Origin of the sequence: Thalassobellus citreus (assembly GCF_044385915.1) — a bacterium.
GTDB lineage: Bacteria > Bacteroidota > Bacteroidia > Flavobacteriales > Flavobacteriaceae > Thalassobellus > Thalassobellus citreus.
On sequence record NZ_JBISCC010000028.1, the window covers coordinates 1 to 489 of the forward strand.

Annotated in this window: 1 protein-coding gene; it reads right to left on the reverse strand. The window is 38.4% G+C overall.

Annotation, left to right across the window (positions count from 1 at the left end; genetic code table 11):
- A partial coding sequence (locus tag ACH5TX_RS00125) for a phosphoribosylaminoimidazolesuccinocarboxamide synthase (RefSeq protein WP_439337537.1) occupies nucleotides 1-489 on the reverse strand: 489 nt, incomplete at both ends.

The following is a 489-nucleotide window of genomic DNA, read 5'->3' on the forward strand; positions in this document are numbered from 1 at the left end:
TAACGCGATGAATCTGGTGTGTGTATTTCGTCTATTAAAACAATTTTACCGTCTTTGGTTTTTCCGAATTCATATTTGGTATCTACTAATATTAAACCACGAGATGCTGCAATTTCAGAACCACGTTGAAATAATTTACGAGTGTAATCTTCAAGAATAATGTAATCTGCTTCTGAAACAATACCACGTTTTAAAATGTCTTCACGAGAAATATCTTCATCATGATCGCCCATTTCTGCTTTTGTAGCTGGCGTGATAATTGGCTCCGGAAACGCATCGTTTTCCTTCATTCCTTCTGGCATGGGTACACCACAAAGCATGCGTTTTCCTAATTTATATTCGCGTGCCGCATGTCCAGACATATAACCACGAATTACCATTTCTACTTTAAAAGGTTCGCATAAATGACCTACTGCTACATTAGGGTCTGGTGTTGCTGTTAACCAGTTAGGAACTAAATCCTGAGTAGCTGCCATCATTTTTGTGGCT